This is a genomic window from Sorangium sp. KYC3313, from assembly GCF_052075895.1.
GTDB lineage: Bacteria > Myxococcota_A > Polyangia > Polyangiales > Polyangiaceae > Sorangium > Sorangium cellulosum_B.
The window spans coordinates 1512939-1532333 of sequence record NZ_CP197255.1 but is presented as its reverse complement, the minus strand read 5'-3'; the positions used below and the strand labels follow the sequence as shown (position 1 = coordinate 1532333).

Below are 19395 nucleotides of genomic sequence, written 5' to 3'. Positions count from 1 at the left end.
CGCGTCAGGACGTGATGCCCAGCAAGAAGAGGGCGTCGGCCCAGAGCGGCCAGAGCGTGCGGTACGGGTGCGTCGCCAGCACCACGCCGCCGCTCGGGAGGCGACGCACGTGGTAGGGGGCGTGGCGCTCGATGAACTGGACGTGCTTGCGCGACGTCACGTCCACCTCGCACGTCGGCGCGCCCTCCGTCGTCGCTGCGATGGTCTCAAGGGCGGCCGATTCGACGGTGCGCCATTCCTCATCCGCCACCGCGGACGCCTCGAGTGCGTCGAGCAGCGCAGCCGGTGACTCCGTGAGCGCCTTGAGGACCGCTTCGCGCGAAAGCTCAGCGCCGTCCTCAACAGCGACACGCGCTCCGCGCGGCGCGGCGTCGACGCGCGCGTGCAACACGTCCGTTGGCATTCCCGCGGAATGTGCGACCTTGTCACCGTCCCGCAGGTTTACCCACGTAAGGGCGAGATCGTGTGCAACCAACGCCGCGCTGGTGTGATAGGTCGCGCACGCCTTGGTGGGCGGCCCCCAAGCCGCGAATTCCGTCCAGGCGCCGGCCGTCACGCGCGCACGCGCATCCGGCGCGCAGAGGCGGACCATAAGATCTTCGAGATCCTGCTGGACCTGCACCGCCAGGATCGCCGCCTCGACCTCGACAGAGCGCGTGCCGCCGAGGGCGATGCGAAGGCTCCAGGGAAGTAGATCGCTGCGATCGCCGGGGCGTGCGCATAGAGGACCGGAGGGATACCGGCGCTCCCACGCTTCGCCATTGCATTCGATGGCGAGTTCGATTGCGCTGCCGGAGTTCAGCTTCACGCCGAAGGATGCGAAGACATGCGTCCCTGCGGTGAATCCTGCACGCACCGCCGCGACCGTCTCGCTGAGGGTGACCGTATCGCGCCATCGCCAGGTGCTATCGGGATGCTCGATGGACTCGATGTGGAAGCCGCACGTTCCCCCCGGGATGACGAGAGCAGACAGAGCCGCAGCGAGCGCGTCGACCCTGTCCGCCTCGTCACACCATGCATAGAGCCAGGGACCTGATACACTCATAACTGGATGACCATGACCAGGTTCCTAAAGCCTTCAAGCTTGATGCGCTTACCCGTGAGCGCGTCGACTAGATAGCCGTCCTTGACGATCTTGTTCTCGTTCTTGAGCGGCGCACCCTTGGGGATGATGAACTCGATCCGTTCGACGTCGCCGGCGAGTCCTTTGTCGCTCAGTTTCTTCATCGCATTCTCCAGTTGCGTGAGTGCGTGGTCGATGTCGACCTTCCCGGTGGTACTGTCAATATCCTTCACCTCGGTCAGGGCCAGCTTGTTTCCCTTGGTCACGGTGAGAAAGTCGGGAGCCCTTCCCAAGGTCGTACTTGGAGGAGACTCCTTCGGTATGTCCAGCACCCGGCGCACTCCGTCGTCGCCGACGCCGATCAGCGCCCGCCCGTCGTCCAGCATGAACTTGGCAGCCTCCTTCTCCATCGCGTCGAGCGGCTTGCTCGTGACCGCCCCGCGCAGCGTCTTGTACCAGGTGCGCCGCGGTGCACGCAGCGCAGTGGCGAGCTCCTCGCCAAACTGAGCGATCTCCTCGGCGACCCGAATCGCATCCGGCGTTAGCCCGCCGGCGCGACTGACCGCGCGCCACATCGGCCCGACCGCCCCGAGCCCGAACCCCACCCCCGAGAAGATCCGCTCCTCGGTGCTGAGCTCCTCCCCCGACGGCAAGCACCACGCCTTCCCGGTGACCGCCTCGCACAGGTCGAGCGCCGGCCCCACCACCGGCACGAAGCCCACGCCGATGCGCGTCGTCGCGTGCACCAGCGTCTGCATCACCTCCGCGTACGCCCCGAACCCCTCGGCGACGGTCGACATCGCGCCCGCGAACGCGCTGATCGTCTGGTAGAGCTGCGTCTGCTCCAGATCGAAGCCGTCCCCTGTCCACAGGTTGAGGTTGTCCTTCATCTGGTCCGCGAGCGCGTCGAACCGCGGCTTGAGCACCGTGTCCACCTGCGCCCGCAGGTCCGGCGGGATCGGCGTCTCGATGAACCAGTCCGACGCATCCATGAACTTCCGCACGACCGCCGTGATCCGGTTCTGCGCCTTCAGGAACGCGTTGGTCTCCGCGAGCGACACCCCCATCCGGTCGCGCAGCGCGATCTCCAGCGCCGCGCTGTTCGCCCGCCACGCCCGCACGTTCGCCACGAAGTCCGCCCGCGCGACCACCGCGCCCCCGCTCACGTCCTTCTCCAGCGCCGCGATCACGCCGTCCGCATACGCCGCGTACGGGTCTCTCCCCTCGTCGAACGCACCGTCCACCTCCGCGATGTCCGGCACCTCGACCCATGGCACCTCGCTCTCGCCGAGCGCGTACACCCACGGATCGTCCGGGTTCCATCCCTCGGCGCGCGCGTCCTGCGTCGCGAGGTCCGCCACCTCGTCGGCCTGCGCCCCGAACTCGTCGATCAGCCGCCCGAGCTCGTCCTCCAGGTCGCTGACGCTCTTCTTCAGGTCGTCGACGAGCTGCTCCATCGCCGCCCGCGTCTCCGCGTCGACAACGTCCTTGTACCGGTCGAGGATCGCGTCGAGGTCGGTCCGCGAGATCTCGTCCAGCGGCCGGTTCACCAGGTCGTGCAGCTCCAGATCGAGCTGCCGCAGCAGGTCCATCCGTGCCCTCAGGTCCGCGACCCTGGCGGCGTTCCGGAGGATTGCCTCCATCAGCTTGCCGAGCGCGACCTCCAGCTCCGCGATGTCGCGCGCGAGCGCGGGGTTGATCTCCGCGAGGCCGAGGTCGGCCACGGTGCTGCCCTCGAAGCCGGCCCCATCGCGGCGGATGTCGAAGAGCGGCTTGTTCAGCGCGAGCGGCTCCGAGACGAGGTGCACCACGTCGTGCGCGTGGGTACACCAGTTGCCCCCGTTGACGGTGTGGACCCCGAAGTCGAACTGGTTGGCCCCTGTGCGGAGCAGCACCGAGTCGAACTCCGCCTCGAGCGTGTTGCTCCGAGAGCCGTCGCTTTCGAGCTGCAGCGCGCCCGGGATCCCGTAGGTGGGCAGGGGCGTCTGGTTCACCTCGAAGAGGGCGTCGCCCTCCGTCTCCAGCTCGCCGCTCGCGCACGAGTCGACGTCCTGGCGGTTGCTCCAGAGGAGGGTGTACGGCGTGCCGGCCCACGCGAACGACGGCGCCAGCACCGCCAGCGCCGTGACAAGCGCGACGAGCTTCTGGACCACCACGGAGCTCCGGCCGCGCAGCGCGACGTCCTTCGAGCTTCTCATGTCCCCTCCGCGCCGCGTACGGCGGCGTCATACGCGATTGCGGCGCCCTTCACGTCGCCCGCATCGAGCCTCGCCTGAGCCGCGTCGAGCTCCGCCGCGGCCATCCCCTTCTCCCGCAGCGCCGCAAGGCCCGCCGCGATCTTCTCCGGCAAACCCGTCCTGAGCTCGGCCTCCGCGGCGTCGAACCGCCCTCGGAGCGCCGCGCACCCCGCCTCTCGCCACGAGGACGACGCCACCTCGCAGAGCGGCCGCATCTGCACCAGCCGGACCGGGGAGGTGTCCTCCGGTGCATCCGACGGGCGTCTGTGGTGACGCCATGGCCGTCCACCGAAGCGCAGGTGAAGCAGGGAGGTGCGGCGGTCGACGCTGGAGCCGTTCCACAGGCGACGAGCCCAGGGCGAGACGACGCTGGAGCCGCTCCACAAGCGACGAGTCCACGGCGAGTCGACGCTGGAGCCGCTCCACAGGCGACGAGCCCAGAGCGAGACGACGCTGGAGCCGCTCCACAAGCGACGAGCCCGGGGCGAGACGACGCTGGAGCCGCTCCACAGGCGACGAGCCCGGGGCGAGACGACACGGGAGCCGTCAGAAAGGCGAGTTCCGGCGGCCCCGAGGCCGCCGATCGCTTCGGAAGGGCTGCGCCCGCGGCGACGCCCGAGGGGAACGGTTCAGAGCGCGCTTTGCCGCGGGATCATCGCGTTTCCCGGCCGTGGCAGCGCGAGTTGGGGAGCGGAGGGGCCGCTTTCAGGCTCGGCCGGCGCGGACGGCGGTCAGTCGCCTTCGAGCGCCGGAGGCGATCCGGGCGAGGCGGGCGCCTCGGGGGGCCGCGCGTCGTCCTCCTCGGCCGCGGTCCGGCCGGGCCTGCGGCCGGAGGGGCGCACCTTGGCGGCGAGATCCTCGAGGCCGGCGAACGTGAAGCTCGCGGCGAGCAGCGCGGCGCCCTGGCCGAAGCTCCTGTCGCTCTTGCGCATGGCGCTCTGCTTCGCGCGCAGCGTGGCCTCCTTCTCGCGCTCCTCGGTCGCGACCTTCGCGAGCGCCTTCTTCAGCGCCGGCAGCTCGGCCGCGATCTCGTCGGCGAGCGCGGCGCGATCGAGCTTCATCGACGCGCGCCTCGGCTTCGGGAGCTTGATCTCCGCGTCCCGCAGGGCGCTCACGACCCCTTCGCCGGTCGTGACGAGCACGGAAGGGTCCTCGGCGACGGCCCCGTCCAGCCGCAGCTTGCGCAGGCCCGCCGGCCCGAACGCCGCGTCGACGGCGGCGCGCCCGTCGACGAGCACCGAGCGCAGCCGGGCGGCCGCCTCGTCGCGCGCCTCGCGGGGCGCGGCGTCGTCCGCGAGCTCGCGCTCGTGCGCGTCGTCGGCCGCCACGAGCGCGGCCGTGTCCGCGGCGAGCCGGCGCGCGACGAGGCGCATGAGCAACGCCACGTCGGGCATCTTCTCGCCGGACCTCAGGCAGGGCGCGAGCTCGCCCGCAATCCCCTTCGCGATCTCGTCGGCGTGCGTCTCGGCCGACGCGGCCACGGCGCGGCTGGACTTGTCCCTGTCGGTCACCAATTTCGACGCCATATCTATCCCTCCTTGTCGGGGAACGCGGCCAGAACGGCCGCAACATGGCCCGACAGGCTCGTTGATCCGCGAGCGCATCGCAAGCGCCGGCGAGAGCCGGAATGATGCTCGCCGCTGCCGGCTGGAGCTCCTCGGAGCGCGCGGCGCCGGGCGGCTCCGCGATCGCGACCCGCGGCGCGAGCTCTCTCCACCTTTGCACCGGCGCTGCGTTCACCTTCCTTCGCCCGTTCCCCGCCTGCTCCGGCGTCGATATCCTACCCGGCGCTTCCGGGTGGAATGGCTCCCCCTCCACGCCTCGGTATCGACGGGAACCCGCTGCTTTCGTTACGCTTCCTGATCCAGCCCATGACTCGTCCCGAAGATGCTGCCCGGAAGAACATCGACGAAGCGCTGAGGACTGCCGGCTGGGCCGTGCAGGACAGGCAGGTGATGAACCTCGATGCGGCGCATGGCGTCGCCGTGCGGGAGTTCCCGCTGAAGCGCGGTCACGGCTTCGCCGACTACCTGCTCTATGTCGACGGGGAGGCGGTCGGCGTGATCGAGGCGAAGGAGGTCGGCACCACGCTCACCGGTGTGGAGGGGCAGACCGAGAAGTACTCCGCCGGGCTTCCGGACCTCCTGCCGGCGCCGGTGCGGCCGTTGCCGTTTCTTTACCAGTCCACCGGCGTCGAGACGGCGTTCACCAACCGGCTCGACCCCGACCCGCGCAGCCGCTCTGTGTTCCACTTCCACAAGCCCGAGACCCTGAGCCGCTGGATCACCTCGGAGCCGGTCTACCTGCCCCGCGTCGACGGGCGTCCCGATCCGCGCAGCCAGCGCCCCGCGTCCTTCCGCACGCGGCTGCTCACGTTCCCGGACGTGCCCGAGGCGGGCCTGCGGGCCGCGCAGGTGCGCGCGGTGCGCAACCTCGAGGTGTCCCTGCGCGACAACCGGCCGCGGGCGCTCATCCAGATGGCCACCGGCGCGGGGAAGACCGTGGCGGCGATCACGTCGATCTACCGGCTGATCAAGTTCGGCGACGCGAGCCGGGTGCTGTTCCTCGTCGACCGCGACAACCTCGGACGCCAGGCGCTCAAGGAGTTCCAGCAGTACGTGGCGCCGGACGACGGCCGGAAGTTCACGGAGCTGTACAACGTGCAGCGGCTCACCTCGAACAAGCTCGATCCGGTCGCGCGCGTCGTGATCACCACCATCCAGCGCCTGTACGCGATGCTGAAGGGCGAGGCGGATCTCCCGCCCGAAGCGGAGGAGCTCGGCCTGGCCAGCCTGAGCGAGATGCTCCGGGAGCCTGTGCCGGTCGCTTACAACCCGGCGCTGCCGATCGAGGCGTTCGATGCGATCTTCGTCGACGAGTGCCATCGCAGCATCTACTCGCTCTGGCGGCAGGTGCTCGAGTACTTCGACGCCTTCCTCGTCGGCCTCACGGCGACGCCTGCGAAGCAGACGTTCGCGTTCTTCCGCCAGAACCTGGTCATGGATTACGACCATAAGCAGGCCGTGGCCGACGGGGTGAACGTCGACTACGACGTGTACAAGATCCGCACGCGCATCACGGAGAAGGGCGCCACGGTCGAGGCCGGTCCGGAGGAGATCGTCGGCCGGCGCGACCGGGAGACGCGCAGGGTCCGCTGGGAGCTGCTCGACGACGATCTCACGTACGACGCGGCCGCGCTCGACCGCCAGGTTGTCGCCCTCGACCAGATCCGCACGGTGGTCCGCACCTTCCGCGATCGGCTCTTCACCGAGATCTTCCCGGGCCGGCGAGAGGTCCCGAAGACGCTCATCTTCGCCAAGGACGACAGCCACGCCGACGACATCGTGCAGATCGTCCGGGAGGAGTTCGGCAAGGGGAACGATTTCTGCGAGAAGATCACCTACAAGACGGGCACCGCACGCATCGTCGAGAAGCAGCTGGGGCCTGACGCCAAGGAGACTGAGGTCGTCACGTACAAGTCGAACGGGCTGAATGCGGAGCACTTGCTCTCCTCCTTCCGCAACAGCTACGACCCGCGCGTCGTCGTTACGGTCGACATGATCGCGACGGGTACGGACGTGAAGCCGCTCGAGATCGTGATGTTCATGCGGGCGGTGAAGAGCCGGAATTTCTTCGAGCAAATGAAGGGCCGCGGCGCGCGCGTGATCAACCCGACCGACCTCCAGCTGGTCACATCGGACGCGCGCGCAAAGGACCGCTTCGTGCTTGTCGACTGCGTCGGCGTCTGCGAGACGGATCTCATCGACGCGCTCCCGCTCGAGAGGAACCGCACGGTGGGCTTCGAGAAGCTGCTCGAGGCCGTGGCGCAGGGGAGCACGAAGGTCGACGTCCTCTCGTCGCTCGCGGGAAGGCTGGCGCGCCTCGACCGGCGCATCGGCGCGGAAGAGCGGGCCATGCTGGCGAAGCTCGCCGGGGGCCAGAGCCTGGCGGAGCTCAGCGCGAAGCTCGTCGAGGCGATCGATCCCGACGCGCAGGCCGAGCGCGCCTGTGCGGTCGCGGGGCTGCCCGCGGGGAAGGAGCCGCCCGCGGGCGTCCTGGAGAAGGTGCGCAAGGAGATGCTGCGCGAGGCGGTGCAGCCGCTCCGCGCGAGCCCGGAGCTGCGCAGGGCGCTCACCGACGTCAAGAAGAGCCTGGAGCAGACGATCGACGCGGTCACGAAGGACGAGGTGACCGCGGCGGGCTTCTCGGACGAGGCGAAGGAGCGAGCGAAGGCGCTGACGAGCACGTTCGAGGCGTTCTGCCGGAAGCACCGGGACCAGATCACGGCGCTCCAGATCCTCTACAGCCGCCCGCACCGGCAGCGGCTCAAGCCGGAGGACGTGAAGGCGCTCGCCGACGCCATCAAGGCGCCGCCGCGGCAGTGGACGCCGGATGTGCTGTGGCGGGCATACGAGACGCTGGAGCGGGACAAGGTCCGCGGGGCGGGGGCGGGGAGATTGCTGACGGATGTCGTGTCGCTCGTGCGGTTCGCGCTGCACCAGGAGGAAGAGCTTGTGCCCTTCCGCGAGCGGGTGCAGGAGCGGTTCGAGCGGTGGATGACGCAGCAGGCGAACCAGGGGCGGAGGTTCTCGGCGGAGCAGCGGGCGTGGCTTGAGGCGATACGGGATCACATGGCGGCGAACCTGGAGATCTCGGTCGATGATTTCGAGTATGCGCCGTTCGTCGGGATGGGCGGCGTGGGGAAGGCGGCGAGGGTGTTCGGGGCGGAGCTGGAGAGGGTGATGGAGGAGCTGAACGAGGTGTTGGCGGCGTGAGAGACAATCTGCCTCGACTGCCGGCGGGATGGGCATGGGCCACGGTAGGTGAGCTGTTGGTCGAGCGCCCGTGTAATGGACTTTCTGTCAAAGGTGCCGACCATCCGCCCGGTGTGCGTGCGCTGAGGCTGAACGCTATGGGCGACTGCGGCTTTGACTACTCAGCTATTCGTTACCTACCAATAGCGACCACAGATGTCGAGCGGCTACACATCCAGGCAGATGACTTCTTCGTGTCGCGTGGCAACGGAAGTCTTCACCTGGTTGGGCGCGGAACTCTAGCCGGCGCTCCGCCGTTCACCGTAATATTTCCTGATACGATGATTCGCCTTCGTTTTGTGGCATCATTCGTAAAGACGCGGTGGGTGCCTGCGATGTGGTCGTCGCTTGCGATTCGGGAGCAGTTGGAGCGAAAGGCGAAGACGACCGCGGGCATTTGGAAATTGTCGCAAGACGACGTGGCTTCTGTGAGGATCGGTGTCCCACCGCTGAATGAACAAAGAAGCATTGTCGCTGTCGTTGAGCAGCTCCTCTCGGATGTCGATGCCGGTGTGGCCTCCCTTGAGCGCGTACTCGCAAACCTGAAGCGCTACCGCGCGGCCGTTCTCAAGGCTGCCTGCGAGGGGCGGCTGGTGCCCACCGAGGCCGAGCTCGCGAGAAAGGAGGGGCGCGAGTACGAGCCTGGCGACGTGCTGCTTCGGCGCATCCTCGACGAGCGCCGCGCGCGGTGGGAGGCGGACCAGCTCGCGAAGATGCGGGCCAAGGGGCAGGAGCCCCGCGACGAAGGGTGGAAGGCCAAGTATGAGGACCCGAAAGAGCCGGATGCGAGCGATCTTCCCAAACTGCCGGAAGGATGGGCTTGGGCGAAGCTTGGCAGCGTCGCCGATGTACAGCTAGGTCAGCAGCGAGCCCCCGTGCATGCGGCGGCGGAGGTGACGTACCCTTATATCCGTGCCGCCAATATTACATGGCGCGGGCTCGATCTCAGCGACGTCAAGCAGATGGGATTCCCAGACCCGGAGCGGTACCGGTTAGCACCTGGAGACGTGTTGCTTTCGGAGGCTTCGGGCAGTCCGAGCGAGGTAGGCAAGCCGGCGATCTGGCGAGGAGAGATTCCTGGGTGCTGTTATCAAAAGACATTGCTCCGGGTTCGGTCGTACTTCCCGGATCTTGCCCCGGAGTGGCTACACCTGGGCTTCATGCGCGATGCCTTGCTGGGTCGATTTGCCAAGATGGCGCCCGGTGTCGGCATTCTTCATCTGACAGCCGAGCGCATGCTCGAGTGGCCGGTGGTCCTCGCACCCGTTGCCGAGCAGCGGCGTATTCTGACCGAGGTCGCGCGCCTGCAATCCATCACCGACGAGATGGAGAAGGCTGTCAATGTCCAGCTCGCCCGCGCCCAGCGCCTCCGCCAATCCGTCCTCAAGCGCGCCTTCGAAGGCAAGCTCGTCCCGCAGGACCCGAACGACGAGCCGGCGAGCGCCTTGCTGGACCGGATCCGCGCCGCGCGCGTGCCGGCGTCCGCCGCGAACGGCTCGGGCAGGACCTGCCGCAGGGGTCGCGCTAAGGTGGTCCAGGCCGACGAGGGAGGGCTCGACGATGGGTGAACGATCCAGGACCACGAAGCGCGCCGCGTCCGGCACGCAGCTCGGCGGCGCCCGGCACGTGATCCGTTTCACGGGCGAGGACGTTGCAACGCAGCGTGGCCCTTTCCTGCGCGATTTGCTCGACATCCTCGTCGACGGCGCCCAGCAGGCGACGCGCCTGCAGATCGACGGCCGCAGCACCGCGCCGGGCACGCCTCCGGCCTGGCTGGAGGACGCGGCGGCGTTCGACGTCGAGCAGATCCAGGAGCGAGAGATCATCCTGCGCGCTCCCTCGCTCGCGGACGCGCTGTCGCATCGTTCCCGGCAGCTCGATCTCTTCGCGGGCGCCGAGCCGAGCCGCTCCTGCCTCGACTACCTCGAGGACAGCCTCGACGACGCCCTCGCCGGGCGCGAGGACAGCGATCGTTACGATCGGCCTCTCATGGCCACCCTCGAAGGGCTCGGCCGCCTGTTCCGCCATGGCGTGGACAGCATCGAGCTGATCAACGGCCGGACGCTCCGTGTCGACCCGGGGGGCGTCGAGGCGATCCGCGCGCTGCGCCAGCGAACGCCGGAGGACCGACGCGTCGCGGTCGGCGGCAAGCTCGACGCGATCCGCCACAGTGATCGCTCCTTCACGCTCGTCCTCACCTCGGGCGAGACGCTGCGAGGCATCACCGCTGACTCGCTGGACCCAGCCGATCTCGCGCGGCTCTTCGGCCAGCCGGCGATCGTCTCCGGCGTCGCCAAGTTCCGGCCCTCCGGCAAGGTGCTGCGTGTGGAGGCCGAGCGCATCGACCCGGCGCCGGGCGACCTCGCGGTCTGGTCGACGATGCCGCGGCCTCTGGACACGCCGGCCGACCCGCACCGGTTCCGTGTGCCGCAGGGGCCGAACTCGGGCGTTGCGGCCATCCTGGGCAGCATTCCGATGGATGACACCGAGGAGGAGTTCCTGGCCGCACTCGAGGAGCTCTCGTGACGGCGCCGGAGGGTCCGGTCGTCCTCGACACGAACGTCGTGCTGCAGCTGGTGCGCGGAAACGAGTTCGGTCGCGCGCTCGACGCGGCGTTCAGGCTCCAGGCTCGCCCCCTCCGTCCGATCCTATCCATCGTGAGCGTGGGTGAGCTGCTCGCGTTTGCGAAGCGACGAGCCTGGGGGGCAGACCGGATCGACAAGCTGAACCAGATCCTCAAGCAGCTCGTCGTCTTCGACATCAACCGTGCGATCGCCGAGCGCTATGCGGCGATCCACACGTTCCTGATCGGCGCCGGCCGGACCGTGGGGGACAACGACGTCTGGATCGCCGCCACGGCCGCCGCAACATCATCGCTCCTCATCACGACGGACAAGGACTTCGAGCCCCTCGCCGGGACATTCCTTCAGGTGTCCGTCTTCGCCCTTCATTCCAGAAAATAGCCAACGTGTCGAACCCCTCCGCCCAGATCGTCCAGAAGCTCTGGTCCTACTGCAACGTCCTGCGCGACGACGGCCTGTCTTACGGCGACTACGTCGAGCAGCTCACGTTCCTCCTGTTCCTGAAGATGGCGCACGAGCGCACGCAGCCGCCGTGGAACCACAAGCCGTTCATCCCGGCAGGTCACGACTGGCCCGCGCTGCTCGCCAAGGACGGCGACGCGCTCGAGGTCCAGTATCGCAAGACCCTGGACCACCTCGGCCGGCAGCCGGGCATGCTCGGGCTCATCTTCCGCAAGGCGCAGAACAAGATCCAGGACCCGGCGAAGCTGCGCCGCCTGGTCGCGGATCTCATCGACCGCGAGCAGTGGACGACGCTCGACGCCGACGTGAAGGGCGACGCCTACGAGGGGCTGCTCGAGAAGAACGCGCAGGACACGAAGGGCGGCGCGGGGCAGTACTTCACGCCGCGCCCGCTCATCCAGGCCATCGTCGAGGTCATGCGCCCGGGGCCCGACGACACGATCTGCGACCCGGCCTGCGGCACGGGCGGCTTCCTGCTCGCGGCGCACGACCACATCGTCCGGACGCACACGAGCATGACCCGCGAGCAGAAGAAGCGCCTGAAGGTCGGCGCGCTCCACGGCGTCGAGCTCGTCCCCGGCGTGACCAGGCTCTGCGCGATGAACCTGCTCCTCCACGGCATCGGGCCGAGCGCCGACGAAGGGCAGCCGCCCATCGAGACCCGGGACAGCCTCGCCGCGGATCCGGGCTCCCGCTACTCGATGGTCCTGACCAACCCGCCGTTCGGGAAGAAGTCGAGCGTGATGGTCCTCACGGAAGAGGGCGACGAGGCCCGCGAGGCGCTCACCGTCATGCGCGAGGACTTCTGGGCGACGACGAGCAACAAGCAGCTCAACTTCGTCCAGCACGTGAAGACCATCCTGGCGATCCATGGGCGCGCGGCCGTCGTCGTGCCCGACAACGTGCTCTTCGAGGGCGGGGCAGGGGAGACGATCCGCCGCAAGCTGCTCCACGACTGCGACGTTCACACGCTGCTCCGGCTCCCTACGGGCATCTTCTATGCGCAGGGCGTGAAGGCGAACGTGCTCTTCTTCGACAAGAAGCCCGCCAGCGAGAAGCCGTGGACGAAGAAGCTCTGGGTCTACGATCTCCGCACGAACCAGCACTTCACGCTCAAGACCAACCCGCTCTCTCGCGCCGATCTCGACGACTTCGTCGCCTGCTACAAGGCCGGTGAGCTGCACAAGCGGCGGGCGACGTGCTCGGAGAAGAACCCGACAGGGCAGTGGCGAGCCTACGAGTATGCGGAGCTCATCGCTCGGGACAAGTGCAGCCTCGACGTCTTCTGGCTGAAGGACGAGAGCCTGGAGGCCTCCGAGAACCTGCCGGCGCCGGACGTGATCGCAGGAGAGATCGTGGAGGACCTGCGGGCAGCCCTCGAGCAGTTCGAGACGGTGGAGGCCGATCTGAGGGCGCGGGCGTCGGCCGGGAGCACCTCGCCGTGACGACCTCGCTTCGTGACCCCACCCGGTCCGTCCCGGGGCATCCCCTCTGTGTGACCGCTCGCGACCGCTGAGCTACCCTGCCGCCGTCGCCGTCCTGCACCGTCAACGAGAGTGTGCTTGGGGTGCGTGGCGCCACGGGCTACGGACCGGCCTCGGGGTCGAGGTGGACGCCGGCGAGCGCGCGATCGCGGCACCTCGCGGGCTTCACCTCAGCCACGCCTGGTCGGTCGGCTTCAACGGGGCCGCCGCCTGCGCGGCGGAAGGTGGCCGACTTGAGGAAAGGGAAGCGTCCGGACAGGTAGGCCCCTACCGCCGCGCCCCGCGACAGGGCAGGCTGATCTCGGCATCACGCGGCGTTGCACTCCCCGGTCAAAGCCGCATCGACAAGCGAGCTCGTCCATGGAATCCAGCCCGAACAACGATCTCTATGTTGCCGTTATCCTCTACGAGTCTTGGTCACCGGACCCGTCGTACACACCCATGTACGAAGAGTGCTTCGCGCTGGTGCGCGCCGAAAGTGAGGAGCAGGCACGCGCGCGCGCCGAGCAACACAGCCGTGCGCACGAGACGTGCTTCAACAATGTTCTAGGGCAGGAGATTCACTGGAGGCTGAAGCGCGTTGTGGATGTAAGTCGTGTTCTTTCGGACACTCTTGATGACGGCGCGGACATCTACGCGCGGCACTTCAAGAGCTATGAGGCTTACCACGCGTTCGAGCCGTTGCTCGGCGGCAGCATCGACTGACAGATGAATTGGAAGGGGCGCCGGACGTGATCGCCGGAGAGATCGTGGAGGACCTGCGGTCCGCTTTCGAGCACCGCACCTCTCACCACCTCTCCCGCCCCGGTCCACGCAAGCGGCGCCTTGCCGTCCCCGGCCCACCTCGCCGTAGCTCATTCAGCGGCGAGCCGGCTCACCGTCTTGCCGCGCAGCGCCCGCCACGCTAGCGCCCCCACCTCGTGGCGCGTTTCTCCCGGCTCAATCGCATGACGACCGCCAGGGAGCTCTTTCGCAGCCTGCTCCGTTCACGCTACACTTATCCTTCTCTGTTCGCTGAGGAGTCGTGAGACTGATGGAATCTGCCCCCAATGTGTTGCTCGGCGAGCTCTTCGCCCGCTCGCCCGATCTGCTCTTCATCGCCTCGGCCGACGGAGCGCTGCTCCACGGGAGCGGCGGACTCCGCGAGGCGCTGGGCCCCGGGGTCGAGGGGGGCACGCGCCTCGCGGATCTCGCGCACCCGGACGATCGCGCCGCGCTCTCGGCGGCCTGGTCGTCGCTCCTTCAGAGGGACGAGCCCGTCTCGTTCAGCGTGCGCCTGCGCGACGGCGGCGGCGCCTACCGGCCGCTGTCGTGCAGCGCCAGCCGGTCGTCCGACCGAAGCGCCGTCCTCGGCTCGCTCCGCCCCGCGCCCGCGGCCGCCGCCGCGGCGCCGGCGACCGAGGACGAGCTGAGCACGCTCCGGCTCAAGGCGCGCATCCTCGACGGCCTCGTCGAGCACGTGGATCCCATGACGATATGGGCGCTCGACCGCGACGGCATCTACGTCTATCACGAGGGCAAGTCGGTCGCGAAGGCCGGGTTGACGCGGGGGCAGCACGTCGGGCACAGCGTGTACGATCTCTATGCGGCCACCCCGGAGGCCGCCGCCGACATGCGGCGATGGTACGACGGCGAGGTGCGCCGCGGTCGCGGCGAGGCGCACGGCGCCGACTGGGACACCTGGCTCATCCCGCTCCGCAGCGAGCCCGGCGGCAGCGTCGACGGCGTGCTCGGGGTCTCGCTCGACGTGTCGGACTCCAGGCTCGTCGAGAAGGAGCTGCGCATCCAGCTCGACCAGATCGCGGCGCAGCAGAAGGTGATCCGCGATCTCTCGACGCCGATCATCGAGGTCTGGGACGGCGTGCTCACGCTCCCCATGGTCGGCACGGTCGACAGCGTCCGCACGGCCGAGGTCATGGACAGCCTGCTCGCGCAGATCGTCGAGAAGCGGGCGCGCTTCGCCATCCTCGACCTCACCGGCGTCGAGGTCGTCGACACCCGGGTCGCGAGCCACCTCATCCAGCTCATCACCGCCATCCGCCTCCTCGGCGCGGACGGCATCGTCGCCGGCATCAAGCCGACGGTCGCCCAGACCATGGTCGCGCTCGGCCTCGACCTCACCCAGCTGAACACGCAACGCAACCTGCGCGCCGCGCTCAACTACGCCATCCGGGCCATGACAGGCGCCCAGGGCGCCTCCCACGGCGCAGGCCCCGCGCCCGGCAAGAAGCCAGCTCCCTGAGCGGCGCCATCGCTCGCCGCCCGGGGGGGCCGTGCGCGGCTCACTCGTCCACGAGATCGAAGACGATACCTCCCTGCGTCTTGATCCGGTGAGTCGACCGGTTCGCGCTGTTGACCGGCGAGGGTGTCAGCGGGTTGGGCGCGGCGCCCACGATGACCGGCCGATCCGGGTCGCCGTTCACGAAGGCGATGAGCACCTCGGTCCCCGGCTTGAGCGGGAAATGCGTGCCGTAGTTCGCTCCGGCGTGGTTCTGGAGCATGCGCACCGGCCTGGACGACACGCCGCCGGCAGCCGCCGTGTCGAACAGGAACCGGACCATGTACCTGCCCTGATCGTCGATCTCCGCGTTGTTGCCCCCGCCCCCCGGCCCGGCGTCGACGATCCCCGTGACGACGCCGCCGATCCGGGGCGTCGGGGTGACGCGCGGCGGCCGGTACGTGTTCTTGCCCGGGATCGCGCGGAAGGTGTTCACGTAGCGCCGCGGCTCGTCTCTGCCGGTCAGCAGCGTCGCGCGGTGCTCCACCTCGACGAAGAGCAGGTCGAGCGACTCCAGGTTCGGGTGCCCTTCCAGCGTCGATCGCGCGCCCGCGCCGAGCCCGCACACCGCGCTCCTGCCCGCGTACACGAGCTGCGTCGCCTGCCGCTCCTCGGCCCGGACCTGCGCCAGCGCCTTCCCCTCCGCCGGCGTCTTGTAATGGCCGCCGTACTCGATCACGCCCCCCGCGTACCCCGTGGGGAGGACGTGCTCCGCCGTCAGATCGAGCATCGGTTGCCGGTAGTTGTAGTCGCGGGCGACATACACGCTCGGCACCAGCCGCGATCTTGCCTCGAGCTCGAAGACGTCGCGCGTTTCATTGTGCTCGCGGAACTGGACGGACTCGGCGCCGGCCGCGGGCTCGAAGCCGGCGCCGTCGGTGAAGACCATCGTGTCCTGCCCGTCCTGGTGCTCGAAGAAGAAGCTGATCCCGGCGTGCTCGGCCAGGCGGCTGATGAAGGCGAGATCGGTCTCCTGGTACTGCACCACGAACTCCCGCGGCGCGTACGTGCCCGTCAGCCTGAGCGCCACGTCGCTCCCGCTCAGGCCCACGAGCTCGAGCTTCTGCTTGATGAGATCCGGCACCGCCTTGTTCATCGAGGTCTCCGTGGTCTCGACCAGCGCCAGCCGGTAGGCGCGCGGGACGATGTGCAGGCGGTACGCCCGGTGGTCGCGCAGGTTCGCGAGCATGTCGTGGACCTCCGCGACCATCCCGTGGACGCGCCGCACCTCGACCCTGTTCTGCTCGAAGACGATCGCGACGCTCTCGCCCGTGAAGGTCTGCCCGTCGACCCCGGCGTCGCTCGGACAGACCACCTCGACGTCGAACGTGAAGAGCTGGGAGATCGCTTCGCGCCCCGACAGCCTGCTCACCTGGAGGAGGTCGGACGAGAAGCCGGAGAGCTCGAGTCGAATGTTCAGCAAATCGGCGAGCCCGCTCGCCGTCCCCGTCGATCCCTCCTTCGTGACCTGGGAGAGGGTCTCCTGCCGAGGGGCGCTTGAAACGGCGAGCCTGCTCATCGTCGTCGTCGAACCATCGTTCGTGACGGGGGAGGGGGTCTCCTGCCGAGGTGCGTCTGAAACGGCGAGCCTACTCACCGTCTTCGTCGGTTCAACGTTCGTGACGGGGGAGAGGGGCTCCTGCCGAGGTGCGTCTGAAACGGCGAGCCTGCGCATCGTCGTCGTCGAACCATCGTTCGTGACGTGGGAGGGGGTCTCCTGCCGAGGGGCGCCTGAAACGGCGAGCCTACTCACCGACCTCGTCGGTTCAAGTTTCGTGACGTGGGAGGGGGTCTCCTGCTGAGGGGCGTCTGAATCGGCGAGCCTGCGCACCGACCTCGTCGGTTCAAGTTTCGTGACGTGGGAGAGGGTCTCCTGCTGAGGGGCGCCAGAATCGGCGAGCCTACTCACCGTCTCCGTCGGTTCAACGTTCGTGACGTGGGAGAGGGTCTCCTGCTGAGGGGCGTCTGAATCGGCGAGCCTGCTCGCGGTCCTCGTCGAATCATCGTCCGTGACGTGGGAGAGGGTCTCCTGCTGAGGGGCATCTGAATCGGAGGGGCTGCGCGTCGTCATCGTCGATCCATCCTTCGTGACGTGGGGGAGGGGCTCCTGCTGAGGGGCGCCTCGCCCGCGGGCGCCCCTCACGCTCGTCGATGCGGGCTCGGCGAGCTACCGTTTGCGATCGAAGCGTTCGTAAAGGCTCCTCCTCAAGGCGGGGGAAGGGGTCGGCAGCGCGGGGCGCTCGGGCGGGGGAGGCGGCGGCCTGCGGGGCGGCGGGGCCGGCGGCGGCTCGTCCGCCTCGGGGGAGCGCGCAGGCGAGGCGCTCAGCGTTGGCCTCGGCGGGGGAGGCGGCTCCGGCAGCAGCGGCTCCGGAGGTGGCGCCGCCGGCTCAGGAGCCGGGAGCGGCGCTGCCGCCGTTTCTGGCGCTTCCACGGCGGCTGGCACGAGCGCAGGGGGGGCCGCGAGCGCGCCGGCGCCGGAGGGGCCGGGCGCGCCGGCGACCGGCTCCCAGTCGTCTTCCATCGCGAGCGCGAGCGTGCCAGAGCCCGCGCGCTCCTCCGCCGTGACCGGCTCCCGGCTGATCATCGAGGGAGGCAGCGCGCCGCCCGGGGGCGCCGGCTGGAACGGGAGCGCGGGCTGGTCCGTCGCGCCGGCGTCCTCCTCGGGCAGCAGCGCCAGCGTCGCGGCGGGAGACCCCTTCGGCCCTTCTTCCACCGAGGAGATCGAGAGGGTCCCCGTGTCGACCCGCGGCCCGTGCGCGCCCTCGGCCGGCCCGGCGATGTCGCCGGGAGCCGACCCGGGGCGGAACGGCGTCGCCGCCGCCGAGGCGAGGGCAGCGGCCACCGCGCCAGCGTCCGAGAGGCTCACCGTGCGCGCCCCGGCGGCCGGCGCGGCCTGGGTCGCGCCCAGGGGGTCGCCGCCGTCGCCGTCGCCTCCCACGCCGCGCGCGCGGCCAGCCGCGTCGGCTGCCTTCGCGAGATCCTGGGCCGCGACGCCCTGCTCCGCCGGCAGCTCGGGCCACTCGAGCGGCTCGCCGGGGAGCTCGACCCCCGCCACGAGGGTGGCCGCCGCGAGGGCGGCCTCGTCGGGGACGACCAGGTTGCCCCGGAAGACGAGGGTGCAGCGCTGCTCGTCGCCGTCGATGCGCAGAATGTCCGCGTTGAGCTCGAGCGCGTGGCCCTCGCCCACGCCGAAGGCGGAGAGGCCGTGGACGCGCGCCCGGCCGCGCGCCTCGGGCAGCCGCGTCCGGAGCCGCGGCAGCGTGGGGTGGAGCCCGTGGAGCTCGATCCACTCGCCGCCGCGCAGGTAACGCGTCCGCTGATCGGGGGGCGCCGCCTGGTAATACGCCCACTCGAAGGGATCGGGGATCTCGGCGATGGCGGCGTCGAGCGCCTTGCGGGGCGTGGCCCCGAGCAGCCGCCTGCGCGCGGGCCAGGCGCGCGCGATGGGCCCGAAGCCGGCCGCGCGCCCCGGCTGGAGGGGATCGACGATGTTCGCCTCGGGCTCGGACGCGTCGCCGGTCGCCTGCACGCCGAGGAAGTTCTCCTGGTCGTTCTCGCCGCGGAGCGCCCGCTCGTACACGAGCGGCATCCGCTGGAACCCGGCCCTGTCCTTGACCAGGAGCTCCTTGTCGAGGAGGGGCCCGCCCTCATCGGAGATCGCGAGTCGCACGGGCAAGGCGTGCACGGGCGCGCCGGGCGGCGGCGCGTGGGCGTGGCCGGTGAAGAGCACGTCGGCGCGCTCCAGGTGCGGCGCCAGATCGCTCGTGAGCCGGACGCTCCGCCCAGGGTTGTTGCCGTGATGGACCTCCCCGTGGACGACCTGCTGCGGCTCGACCCTCGGCATCTCCGCGTCCGCCGCGAAGGCGAAGGTGGCCTTGACGATGACGGTGATGTGGAGCTCGCCCCGGCTGCGCCACGCGACGGCGGCGGCGGCGGCTCCGTCCAGCGGCGTGACCCTCACGGGCCCGGTCGCGCCGCTCGTCCCACGGTTCATCGCGCCCATCATCGCGGCCTTCGTCGCGCTCTTCGTCGCGCTCTTCGTCGCACCATTCGCCATTCCGCGGCGTTATAGCACGGCGCTCGTCACGAACTTGCCGCCGCACTGCGCCCATGTCACCCACGGCGATCATGAAGCCGGCTGGAAACGCTCGTGCGCTGGGATCGGCGCTCGCCCTCCTCGTCATGATTGCCTCGTTCGGCTGCGACACGGTGGCGACGCTCGTCGCGCCCGCGGTGCCGGTGGTCATCGAGAAGGCGACCGCGCCCGGGGAGCCCGCCGCGCCCGAGGATCCTGCCGCGCCCGAGACGCCCGAGAGCCGGAAGTGCTGCTTCCGGAGCGGCGAGGGCGCCGCGAAGGTGTGCGAGAGCCAGGAGCGCTGCTGCTCCGGCAGGTACGACCGCAGCGCGTGCGAGGACTCCGGCGGTCTCTGGTTCAACAGCGCCGACGGCTGCGCCGGCGCCTGCTGAGCGTCTGG

General features: G+C 69.6%; 15 protein-coding genes. 9 read left to right on the top strand and 6 right to left on the bottom strand.

Annotated features, from left to right (window positions below):
- Positions 1-4: 4 nt before the first annotated feature.
- From ACSRUE_RS05955 to ACSRUE_RS05940, 4 genes are all read right to left on the bottom strand, one after another.
- Positions 5-1045, bottom strand: a complete 1041-nt coding sequence (locus ACSRUE_RS05955) for a hypothetical protein (protein ID WP_441290172.1) — start codon at positions 1043-1045, stop codon at positions 5-7.
- A complete protein-coding gene (locus ACSRUE_RS05950) occupies positions 1042-3261 on the bottom strand; it encodes a hypothetical protein (protein ID WP_441290171.1) in 2220 nt (739 codons plus the stop codon). Before ACSRUE_RS05950 ends, ACSRUE_RS05955 begins: the two co-directional genes overlap by 4 nt.
- Positions 3258-3515, bottom strand: a complete 258-nt coding sequence (locus tag ACSRUE_RS05945) for a hypothetical protein (RefSeq protein WP_441290170.1) — start codon at positions 3513-3515, stop codon at positions 3258-3260. The genes ACSRUE_RS05950 and ACSRUE_RS05945 overlap by 4 nt, the downstream gene beginning before the upstream one ends.
- 516 nt (positions 3516-4031) lie before the next feature.
- Positions 4032-4826 (bottom strand): hypothetical protein, encoded by a 795-nt coding sequence (locus ACSRUE_RS05940; protein WP_441290169.1) that lies wholly within the window; start codon positions 4824-4826, stop codon positions 4032-4034.
- 345 nt (positions 4827-5171) lie between these two features.
- On the opposite strand from ACSRUE_RS05940, the gene ACSRUE_RS05935 reads away from it, so the two are divergent.
- The 7 genes from ACSRUE_RS05935 to ACSRUE_RS05905 all read left to right on the top strand — a co-directional run bounded on the left by ACSRUE_RS05935 (position 5172) and on the right by ACSRUE_RS05905 (position 14884).
- A complete protein-coding gene (locus ACSRUE_RS05935; RefSeq protein WP_441290168.1) occupies positions 5172-8075 on the top strand; it encodes a type I restriction endonuclease subunit R in 2904 nt (967 codons plus the stop codon).
- 374 nt (positions 8076-8449) lie between these two features.
- Positions 8450-9682: a hypothetical protein gene (locus ACSRUE_RS05930; protein WP_441290167.1), complete on the top strand. Its 1233-nt coding sequence runs from the start codon at positions 8450-8452 to the stop codon at positions 9680-9682.
- A complete protein-coding gene (locus tag ACSRUE_RS05925; protein ID WP_441290166.1) occupies positions 9675-10640 on the top strand; it encodes a hypothetical protein in 966 nt (321 codons plus the stop codon). Before ACSRUE_RS05930 ends, ACSRUE_RS05925 begins: the two co-directional genes overlap by 8 nt.
- On the top strand, positions 10637-11077 hold the full coding sequence (locus ACSRUE_RS05920; protein ID WP_441290165.1) for a type II toxin-antitoxin system VapC family toxin: 441 nt from the start codon (positions 10637-10639) through the stop codon (positions 11075-11077). The genes ACSRUE_RS05925 and ACSRUE_RS05920 overlap by 4 nt, the downstream gene beginning before the upstream one ends.
- 5 nt (positions 11078-11082) lie before the next feature.
- Positions 11083-12603 (top strand): N-6 DNA methylase, encoded by a 1521-nt coding sequence (locus ACSRUE_RS05915; protein WP_441290164.1) that lies wholly within the window; start codon positions 11083-11085, stop codon positions 12601-12603.
- A 399-nt stretch (positions 12604-13002) separates the two neighbouring features.
- A complete protein-coding gene (locus tag ACSRUE_RS05910) occupies positions 13003-13347 on the top strand; it encodes a DUF4288 domain-containing protein (protein WP_441290163.1) in 345 nt (114 codons plus the stop codon).
- A gap of 328 nt (positions 13348-13675) precedes the next feature.
- Positions 13676-14884 carry an STAS domain-containing protein gene (locus tag ACSRUE_RS05905; RefSeq protein ID WP_441290162.1) on the top strand — a complete coding sequence of 403 codons (1209 nt, stop codon included), beginning with the start codon at positions 13676-13678 and terminating at the stop codon, positions 14882-14884.
- Between the two features lie 40 nt (positions 14885-14924).
- Here the strand turns inward: ACSRUE_RS05905 and ACSRUE_RS05900 are convergent, their stop codons facing one another.
- Positions 14925-16343 carry a type VI secretion system Vgr family protein gene (locus ACSRUE_RS05900; protein WP_441290161.1) on the bottom strand — a complete coding sequence of 473 codons (1419 nt, stop codon included), beginning with the start codon at positions 16341-16343 and terminating at the stop codon, positions 14925-14927.
- Between ACSRUE_RS05900 and ACSRUE_RS05895 the strand changes: the two genes are divergently transcribed.
- Complete coding sequence (locus ACSRUE_RS05895) at positions 16333-16722, top strand: hypothetical protein (protein ID WP_441290160.1); 390 nt, start codon at positions 16333-16335, stop codon at positions 16720-16722. The genes ACSRUE_RS05900 and ACSRUE_RS05895 overlap by 11 nt on opposite strands.
- A gap of 365 nt (positions 16723-17087) precedes the next feature.
- Here ACSRUE_RS05895 and ACSRUE_RS05890 read toward each other — a convergent pair whose 3' ends face one another.
- On the bottom strand, positions 17088-18977 hold the full coding sequence (locus tag ACSRUE_RS05890) for a DUF2169 family type VI secretion system accessory protein (RefSeq protein WP_441290159.1): 1890 nt from the start codon (positions 18975-18977) through the stop codon (positions 17088-17090).
- Positions 18978-19048: 71 nt separating this feature from the next.
- Here ACSRUE_RS05890 and ACSRUE_RS05885 point away from each other — a divergent pair, with 71 nt between their 5' ends.
- Positions 19049-19387, top strand: a complete 339-nt coding sequence (locus tag ACSRUE_RS05885; protein WP_157907324.1) for a hypothetical protein — start codon at positions 19049-19051, stop codon at positions 19385-19387.
- The last annotated feature ends 8 nt before the right edge of the window (positions 19388-19395 follow it).

What these genes read in the sequence shown, in the direction of transcription:
- ACSRUE_RS05955 (WP_441290172.1), bottom strand. Translation starts at nt 1,045, where the DNA reads ATGAGTGTATCAGGTCCCTGGCTCTATGCATGGTGTGACGAGGCGGAC.
- ACSRUE_RS05950 (WP_441290171.1), bottom strand. Translation starts at nt 3,261, where the DNA reads ATGAGAAGCTCGAAGGACGTCGCGCTGCGCGGCCGGAGCTCCGTGGTG.
- ACSRUE_RS05945 (WP_441290170.1), bottom strand. Translation starts at nt 3,515, where the DNA reads ATGCGGCCGCTCTGCGAGGTGGCGTCGTCCTCGTGGCGAGAGGCGGGG.
- ACSRUE_RS05940 (WP_441290169.1), bottom strand. Translation starts at nt 4,826, where the DNA reads ATGGCGTCGAAATTGGTGACCGACAGGGACAAGTCCAGCCGCGCCGTG.
- ACSRUE_RS05935 (WP_441290168.1), top strand. Translation starts at nt 5,172, where the DNA reads ATGACTCGTCCCGAAGATGCTGCCCGGAAGAACATCGACGAAGCGCTG.
- ACSRUE_RS05930 (WP_441290167.1), top strand. Translation starts at nt 8,450, where the DNA reads ATGTGGTCGTCGCTTGCGATTCGGGAGCAGTTGGAGCGAAAGGCGAAG.
- ACSRUE_RS05925 (WP_441290166.1), top strand. Translation starts at nt 9,675, where the DNA reads ATGGGTGAACGATCCAGGACCACGAAGCGCGCCGCGTCCGGCACGCAG.
- ACSRUE_RS05910 (WP_441290163.1), top strand. Translation starts at nt 13,003, where the DNA reads ATGGAATCCAGCCCGAACAACGATCTCTATGTTGCCGTTATCCTCTAC.
- ACSRUE_RS05905 (WP_441290162.1), top strand. Translation starts at nt 13,676, where the DNA reads ATGGAATCTGCCCCCAATGTGTTGCTCGGCGAGCTCTTCGCCCGCTCG.
- ACSRUE_RS05895 (WP_441290160.1), top strand. Translation starts at nt 16,333, where the DNA reads ATGTTCAGCAAATCGGCGAGCCCGCTCGCCGTCCCCGTCGATCCCTCC.
- ACSRUE_RS05890 (WP_441290159.1), bottom strand. Translation starts at nt 18,977, where the DNA reads ATGGCGAATGGTGCGACGAAGAGCGCGACGAAGAGCGCGACGAAGGCC.
- ACSRUE_RS05885 (WP_157907324.1), top strand. Translation starts at nt 19,049, where the DNA reads ATGAAGCCGGCTGGAAACGCTCGTGCGCTGGGATCGGCGCTCGCCCTC.